This window comes from Actinoplanes sp. NPDC048791, assembly GCF_040650095.1.
Taxonomy (GTDB): domain Bacteria; phylum Actinomycetota; class Actinomycetes; order Mycobacteriales; family Micromonosporaceae; genus Actinoplanes.
Map to the genome: position 1 here is coordinate 1 of NZ_JBEZGQ010001017.1, position 2962 is coordinate 2962.

Annotated in this window: 3 protein-coding genes; 2 read left to right on the plus strand and 1 reads right to left on the minus strand. The window is 72.2% G+C overall.

All coding sequences use genetic code 11. From position 1 onward, the window contains the following. Positions 1-221 precede the first annotated feature (221 nt). The gene (locus tag AB0C29_RS41410) at positions 222-974 is read left to right on the plus strand and encodes a peptidoglycan DD-metalloendopeptidase family protein (protein WP_360832725.1); all 753 of its coding nucleotides are present in this window, start codon (positions 222-224) and stop codon (positions 972-974) included. A gap of 73 nt (positions 975-1047) precedes the next feature. Here AB0C29_RS41410 and AB0C29_RS41415 read toward each other — a convergent pair whose 3' ends face one another. Continuing rightward, positions 1048-2151 (minus strand): hypothetical protein, encoded by a 1104-nt coding sequence (locus AB0C29_RS41415; RefSeq protein WP_360832731.1) that lies wholly within the window; start codon positions 2149-2151, stop codon positions 1048-1050. A gap of 138 nt (positions 2152-2289) precedes the next feature. Between AB0C29_RS41415 and AB0C29_RS41420 the strand changes: the two genes are divergently transcribed. Beyond that, a partial coding sequence (locus AB0C29_RS41420) for a prephenate dehydrogenase/arogenate dehydrogenase family protein (RefSeq protein ID WP_360832728.1) occupies positions 2290-2962 on the plus strand: 673 nt, incomplete at its 3' end.

Genomic DNA, 2962 nt, shown 5'->3' on the forward strand with positions numbered 1-2962 from the left:
CGGCGGTCGGGTGCGGCTCGCGGTAGACGGGCCGCGCGGGCAGGCCGACAGGCGCGGACGGACGGTCGGGCAGCCAGCCGGCGGGTGGCTGCGCCGCTGCGGGCCAGGCGCCGTGCTGTTCGGCCATGTCGCCTCCATCCGGCGGGGTCGGACGATCCCCAGCCAGCCTATCCACCCCCGCTGGGTCAGCGGGAACTGTTGGCGTCTGCCAGGATGGCCCGGTGCTTTCCCTGCGTACCCTCTCGGTCCTGACCGTCGCGGCGTTCTCGCTCGCGGCCTGCGGCTCGCCGGGCGATGCGCCCACGACCACCAGCGCGCCGCAGTTCCTCGAGCCGTCGCGGACGGCGTCGGCTGTTCCCACGCCGGACCCGGCCGGCACCCCGGAAAAGGCGCCGGCGGGCACGGTGACGTCCTCGGCCACCCCGAAGAAGACGCCCAGCAAGGCGCCCGCGACGGCGCCGGCCGGGCTGAAGTACACCTTCCCGGTCAAGGCGTCCAACGTGGCCTTCCACCCGACGCACTCGAAGTATCCGGCGACGGACATCTTCGCCGACTGCGGCGAGACCGTGGTGGCGACGACCAGCGGCGTGGTGCTCGAGGTCAGCCGCAAGGACCAGTACGTGAAGGGTGCGCCGGACGGCCCCCTCAACGGCGGTCTGTCGGTTTCGATCCTGGGCGACGACGGCGTGCGCTACTACGGCTCGCACCTCAGCAAGATCCAGACCGGGATCAAGGCCGGTGTCCGGGTCAAGACCGGCCAGCAGCTCGGCAAGGTCGGCCACACCGGCAACGCCAACAACGTGTGCCACCTGCACTACGGCATCTCCCCGCCGTGCGCCAAGACCGGCGACTGGAAGGTCCGCCGCGGCGTGGTGTGGCCGGCGACGTTCCTCAAGTCCTGGCGGGCGAAGGGCAACAAGAGCCCGGTCGCCACGGTCGCGAAGTGGAAGAAGTCGCACAACTGCAAGGCCTGACGCACAGCACAGGGCCGCATCCCTCGCCCAAGAGATGCGGCCCTGCCGTGCGGATAAAGCTTTCGAGGATCGCTCAGCCGAACTGCGCGAAGCGTTTCTGTGACCGCCCGCCGATCGTGGTGAAGGCGCCGCCCACGGCCAGCGCGCCGAGGCCGGGGTTGACGGCCATGGCCAGCACGCCCTCGACGCCGTTGGCGTCGGCGGTCCAGTCGCGCAGGTGGCCGTCGGTGGTGGCGAGGGCCGCGAGCTTGATCCGGTCGTCCGAGCCGTCCAGGCAGGTGCCCTGACTTCCGGTACGCGCGGTCCGGCACGCCCGGTCGAAGTGCCCCCCGACGTAGACGGTGTCGCCGAGCACGCCGATCGCCTGCGCGTTGCCGTCGAAGGTGGCCGTCCACCGCTTGACCCCGGTGGTGCTGTAGCTGCTGGCCGCGCCGCCCTGGCCGCCGTGCGCGGTGTAGACGCCGGTCGAGGTGACCGCCACGGCGAAGGTGATCACCGGGGGCCTGGGCTTGAAGCCGGTGACGATCGCGGCCGAGGACGGGTCCAGGGCCACCAGCCGGTCGTACCCGCTGGTGCCGTTGACCTTGTGGAACTTGCCACCGGCGTAGACCCGGCCGCCGCCGGTCGCCAGCGACTCGACCTGGTCGTCCGCGGTCGGCTTCCACTTGGTGTCCAGCGCCCCGGTGGTCAGGTTGAAGGCGGCCAGCCGGGTGCGGCTCTGCCCGTTGACCTTGGTGATCGAGCCACCGAGGTAGAGCCGGCCTCCGGTGGCGGCCAGCGCGTACGGGCGGCCCTCGATGGTGTGCTTGAAGGTGCCGGCGACCGCGCCGCTGCGCCCGTCGAGCCGGGCCAGGCTGTCGCGTCGCTGGCCGCCGACTGTGCCGAAGTCCCCGCCGACGTACACGGCTGAGCCGCTGGTGGCGATCGCCTTGACCCGGCCGTCCGCGACGGGCGCCCAGGGCAGCAGTTCCCCGGTGACCGCGTTGATCGCGGCGAGCCGGCTGCGCGCAACCGCCTTGCCCTTGACGACCGCGGCGGTGAAGTCGCCGCCGACGTAGACGGTGCTGCCGGAGTACGCGACAGCCAGCACGGTCCCGTTGAAGCTCGGCACGGCGTCCGGTGATTCCGACGGTGCCGCCTGCGCCGGCGCGGCGAGCATGGCGATCGTCGCAGCCATCACGCCGATAACGGCAACTTTGTCCCTGTACGTCACATGATCACCGTAAGGGCGGTGATCATCCCCAACCAGTGGCGAAACGGACCAAAACCGACACGTCCGTACGGCTGATGCCGATCGTGTGCGAGAGTCTGCCGCGTGAACGTCGCAGTCATCGGCCTCGGTCTCATCGGCGGCTCGCTCCTGCGGGCCCTGGCCGCCCACGGGCACCACGTGGTCGGCTACGACGCCGGCGAACAGACCCGGGAGGCCGCCCGAGGGCTGGCCAAAGCGGCCGAGCTGCCACCCTCCGCCGACCCGGGCACCCGGACCATCGTCATCAAGGGCGACTGGCAGGTGGCCGAGAGCATCCCGGAGGCCGTCGCGGGCGCCGAGCTCGTCGTACTGGCCGTGCCGCTCCCGGCGCTGCGCGGCGTGCTGGCTGAGCTGGCCGGCCACCCCGGCCTGATCACCGACGTCACCTCGGTCAAGGGTCCCGTGCGCGACCTGCTGCACGGCCGCCGGTTCGTCGGCGGACACCCGATGGCCGGCAAGGAATCGTCCGGCTTCCTCGCCTCCGATCCCCACCTGTTCGACGGCTGCGCCTGGGTGCTGTGCCTGGAGGAGGACGGCACCGACCTGGCCGACTGGCTGACGCTGGCCGGCCTCGTCACCACGCTGGGCGCCCGCGTCGTTCCCGTCACCGCCGCCGAGCACGACCGGGCGGTCGCCGAGATCAGCCACGTGCCGCACCTGCTGGCCGCCGCGCTGAGCACCGTGCTGGCCGGCAATCCGCTGGCGGGCACGCTGGCCGCCGGCTCGTTCCGGGACG